The organism is Mesorhizobium sp. M4A.F.Ca.ET.090.04.2.1, from assembly GCF_003999085.1.
In the GTDB taxonomy this organism is placed as follows: Bacteria; Pseudomonadota; Alphaproteobacteria; order Rhizobiales; family Rhizobiaceae; genus Mesorhizobium.
In genome coordinates, this window is sequence record NZ_RZOT01000457.1 from 1 (window position 1) to 5024 (window position 5024).

5 protein-coding genes and 1 pseudogene are annotated in these 5024 nt (G+C 67.0%); all 6 read right to left on the reverse strand.

Annotated features, from left to right (window positions below; all coding sequences use genetic code 11):
* Window positions 1-373: pseudogene (locus EN781_RS25505) on the reverse strand (serine protease); the annotation flags it as partial.
* Between the two features lie 120 nt (window positions 374-493).
* The gene (locus EN781_RS25510) at window positions 494-952 is read right to left on the reverse strand and encodes a cytochrome c-type biogenesis protein (protein WP_126055760.1); all 459 of its coding nucleotides are present in this window, start codon (window positions 950-952) and stop codon (window positions 494-496) included.
* Entirely contained in the window at window positions 949-2940 is a 1992-nt protein-coding gene (locus EN781_RS25515; protein ID WP_126055761.1) for a heme lyase CcmF/NrfE family subunit, read from the reverse strand. Before EN781_RS25515 ends, EN781_RS25510 begins: the two co-directional genes overlap by 4 nt.
* On the reverse strand, window positions 2940-3383 hold the full coding sequence (gene ccmE, locus EN781_RS25520; protein ID WP_126055762.1) for a cytochrome c maturation protein CcmE: 444 nt from the start codon (window positions 3381-3383) through the stop codon (window positions 2940-2942). The genes EN781_RS25515 and ccmE overlap by 1 nt, the downstream gene beginning before the upstream one ends.
* Before the next feature lie 3 nt (window positions 3384-3386).
* A complete protein-coding gene (ccmI, locus tag EN781_RS25525) occupies window positions 3387-4523 on the reverse strand; it encodes a c-type cytochrome biogenesis protein CcmI (RefSeq protein WP_126055763.1) in 1137 nt (378 codons plus the stop codon).
* 122 nt (window positions 4524-4645) lie between these two features.
* The coding region (locus EN781_RS25530) for an RT0821/Lpp0805 family surface protein (RefSeq protein WP_127400445.1) at window positions 4646-5024 on the reverse strand (379 nt) is incomplete at its 5' end.

Here is a 5024-nt window from a genome sequence, read left to right on the forward strand (position 1 = left end):
GGTTGAAACGGCGCATGCCGAACTGGCCGCCCTGATCGCCAAAACCGCGGAATTCCCTGAAGAAGCGGCGCAGCTGCGGATTGTCGGGCAAGTTGTTCATACCGTCCTGATCGTCGGACTGGTCGGATCCGTCATCGGCCGCCGGCTCGATCTTGGCCTTGACCTTGACGCTGACCACAGCCGGCGTGACGCGCTCCACGACATCGGCGAAGCTCGGCACCTGCGGCGCCTCGACACGCACTGCGTCGGCCAGAACGGGGGCGGTTCCAGTGGCCAGCGCGCCGACGCCAACCGCGCCGATGACAGCCAGCGAAGCGACCGTCGCGGTCAGGCGCTTGCGGGTGCCAAAATATGAATTGGGGGCAATATTCATGGGTCTCGTATCCTCTTTCACAAGGGATGCACTCAGGCGGAGCATCCTCGGGCAAGAGGAATAGAGAGGCGCACATTACGGCGCCATTTCCGGTACATGAAAGTTTTGTAATGTTGGCGCTCAGTCGCGCAGTATCTTGTCCAGCGCGGCCTGCTCCTCGGCGGTGAGCGTGCTCGCGGGGGCCGCTCGGCGCGAGCGGGCACTGAGCACGATGAACAGCCCGCCGGCAACGAGCAGGACGACGGGCGTGCCCCACAACAGCGCGTTGCGCAGGCTGAAGCGCGGCTTCAAGAGCACAAACTCGCCATAGCGGGAGACGATATAGTCCATCACCTGCTGGTCGCTGTCGCCGGCAACCAGGCGCTGGCGCACCAGGATGCGCAGGTCGCGCGCAAGGTCGGCGTCGGATTCGTCGATCGATTGGTTCTGGCAGACCATGCAGCGCAGGCCTTCCGAGAGCGCGCGCGCCCTCGCCTCCAGCGCCGGATCGGCGAGCACCTCGTCGGGCTTCACCGCGAAGGCGCTGCCGGCAAACAGCAAGCCCAGCAGCGCCAGCGAGGCACGCGAAACCCTCGTCATGGCGCGCTCGCGGCAGGCGCGGCGTCGGCCGGCTTGCGGCGGCGCGACGGCGCACCGACGCGCAGGCGGCGGTCGAGCAGCGACATCGCCGCGCCCGCCATCATCACCAGGGCGCCACCCCAGATCAGCGTCACCAGCGGCTTCCACCACAGCCGAACGACGACGGAGCCGTCATTGCCCTCGTCGCCAAGCGACAGATAGAGCTGGCTGAACCAAACAGTCCTGATGCCGGATTCGGTGGTCGTCATCTGGCGCACAGGATAGAAGCGCTTGGCCGAGCTGATCTCGCCCTTGGCGTTGCCGTCGGCGCCGATGAACAGGAAGCGGCCGCGATCCTCGCTGTAGTTCGGTCCTTGCGCCGGGTAGAGACCCTCGAAGCGGAGCCTATGGCCGGAGAGCTCCACCGTATCGCCGGCGCGCATGGTCAGGATCTTCTCGGTGCCGAAACTCATGGTCCCGACGATGCCTAGCAGGGTCAGGCCGAGGCCGAGATGGGCGAGCGCGGTGCCGAACACCGAGCGCGGCAGGCCGGCGAAGCGGCTGAGCGCAACCGCCGGCGCAACATTGCCGATACCCGATTTGACGGCGAGATCGGTGAGCGCGCCGCAGACCAGCCAGACGGCGAGACCGACGCCAAGCGCGGCGAACACCGACGCGCCGTCGATGAACAGCGCCGTCACCAGCACGGCGGCGAGCGCTGCCGCGAAGGCGGCCATCAGCCGTTGGGCGGCGGCAAGGACGTCGCCGCGCTTCCAGGCAAGCAGCGGCCCGAACGGCACGATTGCCAAGAGCGGCAGCATCAACGGGCCGAAGGTCAGGTCGAAGAACGGCGCGCCGACCGAGATCTTGCCGCCGGTGACGGCTTCCAGCGCCAGCGGATAGAGCGTGCCCACCAGCACCGTGGCCGTGGCGGTGGTGAGGAACAGATTGTTGAGGACCAGCGCGCCCTCGCGCGAGATCGGATGGAACAGGCCGCCGGCGGTCAGCCTCGAGGCGCGCAGCGCGAACAGCGCCAGCGAACCACCGATGAACAGCGTCAGGATGCAGAGGATGAAGACGCCGCGCGCCGGGTCGGTGGCGAAGGCATGCACCGAGGTAAGCACGCCGGAGCGCACCAGGAAGGTGCCGAGCAGCGACAGCGAGAAGGTGAGGATGGCGAGCAGCAGCGTCCAGATCTTCAGCGCCGAGCGCTTCTCCATGACGATCGCCGAATGGAGCAGCGCCGTACCTGCCAGCCAGGGCATGAAGGACGCGTTCTCGACCGGATCCCAGAACCAGAAACCGCCCCAGCCGAGTTCGTAATAAGCCCAGTAGGAGCCCATGGCGATGCCGCCGGTGAGGAACATCCAGGCGACCAGCGTCCATGGCCGCACCCAGCGCGCCCAGGAGGCGTCGATGCGGCCCTCGATGAGGGCGGCGACCGAGAAGGAAAAGCAAATCGAGAAGCCGACATAGCCGAGATAGAGCAGCGGCGGATGGATGGCGAGGCCGAGGTCCTGCAGGATAGGGTTGAGGTCGCGGCCCTCGATCGGCGCCGGGTTCAGCCGGATGAAGGGATTGGACGTCGCCAGGATGAACAGGAAGAAGGCGCAGCCGATCGCCCCTTGCACGGCGAGCACATTGGCCCTGAGCGTCGCCGGCAGGTTTGAACCGAACACGGCGACGAGCGTGCCGAAGAAGGTCAGGATCAGCACCCAGAGCAGCATCGAGCCCTCGTGGTTGCCCCAGGTACCGGTGATCTTGTAGATCAGCGGCTGCAGCGAGTGCGAGTTCTCCCAGACGCTCGCCACCGAGAAGTCGGACCCGGCATAGGCGCTGGCCAGCGCGGCGAAGGACAGCGCGGTGAGCGCGAAGCCGGTGACCGTCACAGGACCGCCAACCGCCATCATTTTCTGGTTGCCGACGCGCGCGCCATAGAGCGGCACCAGCATCTGCACCAATGACAGCGCAAAGGCCAGGACGAGCGCGAAATGTCCGGTTTCGACCATTATTCGCTCTTGCTCTCCTGCCAGACGCCCTTGGCTTTCAGCCCATCGGCGACTTCCTTGGGCATATAGCGCTCGTCATGCTTGGCGAGCACGCTGTCGGCGACGAAGATACCGTCCGGCCCGAAGCTGCCTTCGGTGATGACGCCTTGCTCCTCGCGGAACAGGTCGGGCAGGATACCGGTATAGCTGATCTTGACCGATTTCTGCTTGTCGGTCACCGAGAAGGCGACCGTCGCGCCCTGCCCGCGCACGATCGTGCCCTTTTCGACCAGCCCGCCCAGCCGGATACGCTGGCCGGGCTGAACAGTCGCCGTGGCGAGATCGCCGGGCATGTAGAAATAGGAGGCTTTCTGGCCAAGCGCGTAGAAGGTGAGACCGGTGGCGGCGGCGAGGAACGCCAGCCCGGCCACGATCACCGACAGCCGCTTCTGCTTGCGTGTCATCGTCTACTCCGTCGCCATCAGGCCGAGCGTGGCGGCAAAGGCGGTGAACTTCTTCGCTTCCTCGCTGCCAGCGCCAAAGGCGTTAATGGCGCGACCGAGCGCATCGCGCGCCTGGTCGGTCTTGCCCAGCACCGCATAGGAACGAATGAGCCGTATCCATCCTTCCACGTCGCGCGGGTTTTGCTTCAGCTTTTCGTCGAGGCCGGCGACCATGGTCTCGATCATCGCCTGCCTGTCCAGCGGCGACATCTGCTGCACTGCCTCCACGGCTTGAGCGTCCGGGCCGTTGACAGGCTCGCCCGCCGCAGCGGATTTGCTTGCCGTGTCGGCCAGCGCCTGCTCGACCGCGCCGCGCCACGGAGAGTCCGGCGGCAGCGCGGCCAGCATCTTTTGCCAGGCAGCCGTCGCCTCGCCGGCACGGCCTTCCTGAGCGAGACCCATCGCCAGGTAGAAGCTCGCCTTCGCATTGGCGGGGTCCTGCTTCAGCGCCGCCTCGAAGGCAACTTGAGCCTCGGCCGAGACGATGCCGCCGGCGGCGTTGGCGATCGCCTCGCCCAGACCTACCTGGCGCGTGGCGCTATCGCCGTCGAGGCGGATGGCGTTGCGGTAGGCTCGCGCCGCGTCGGAATAGCGCTGCAGCCGCAGATAGACCGGCGCCAGCACGTCCCAGCCCCTGCCGTCGGACGGGTTGGCGGCAAGATGCGCCTCGGCGCGCGCTACCAGCTCGTCGACCGAGGAATCGGCGGGATTCTTGGCGAGCCTCTCGGCCAACGGCTGCGCGGGGAGATCGGGCGAGCCGAGCTTGATATAGAGACCCCAGCTGACCAGCGGCACCGCCAGCACGGCGACCGTCGCGACCAGCCTGATCGCGACCAAAGGCCGCCGCGCGACCGCGCCTGACGGAACCGCGGCACCCAGGCGCAGGATGCGACGGCCGATTTCGGCGCGCGCCTCCTCGGCCTCGGCCGGCTGGATCAGGCCGCGCGCCACGTCGCGGTCGAGCTCGGACAGCTGGTCGCGATAGACTTCAAGATCGTTATCACCGGCGCCGGACTCATCCTTGCCGGCGCCGGCCAAAGGCAGCAGCACTGCCAGGCTGGCGCCCAGCGTGAGGATGGCGGCTATGACCCAGAACAGCATGGTTCTTCCAATAACGGCAGAGCCCTGCCCTGCCAACTCAGGCACACTGCGACGCTTTGGCGGCCAATGCGCCGCCCGTCCTTGATCGACGTCAACCGGACAGATTCTAACCGGGCAAAATGTCAGGTCAGCGGCGTCCAGCTGCCGTCGCCGTTGCGGCAGGCGGTGCCGCGCGCCGTGGCGCTGGCAGCGCCGGTGAACACGGTGTGGGTGTATTGCCGGCAGTCCTGCGAGCCTACCCGGTAAGGCTGGGCGGCGACGACTTCGCCGGAATGGCCGGTGCTCTCGCTCTTCCAGGTCACCTTCTGGCCGCTCGCCGTATATTCGAGCGCCTTGTATTCGGCTTCCAGCGCCTTGCGCTTGTCGGTGTCGTCAAGGCTGGAGCCGATCGATCCGCCGACAAGGCCGCCGTTCATGGCCGAAATGATGGTGGTGGCCACCTTGCCGCCGGCCGGGGGCGCGGCAGCCAGCGACGGCTTCGCGTCAGGGCCGCTGCGACCC

Bases quoted from the DNA above. Each gene is read 5' to 3' on its own strand.
- EN781_RS25515 (WP_126055761.1), bottom strand. From the start codon at position 2,940: ATGGTCGAAACCGGACATTTCGCGCTCGTCCTGGCCTTTGCGCTGTCA.
- ccmE (WP_126055762.1), bottom strand. From the start codon at position 3,383: ATGACACGCAAGCAGAAGCGGCTGTCGGTGATCGTGGCCGGGCTGGCG.
- ccmI (WP_126055763.1), bottom strand. From the start codon at position 4,523: ATGCTGTTCTGGGTCATAGCCGCCATCCTCACGCTGGGCGCCAGCCTG.
- EN781_RS25510 (WP_126055760.1), bottom strand. From the start codon at position 952: ATGACGAGGGTTTCGCGTGCCTCGCTGGCGCTGCTGGGCTTGCTGTTT.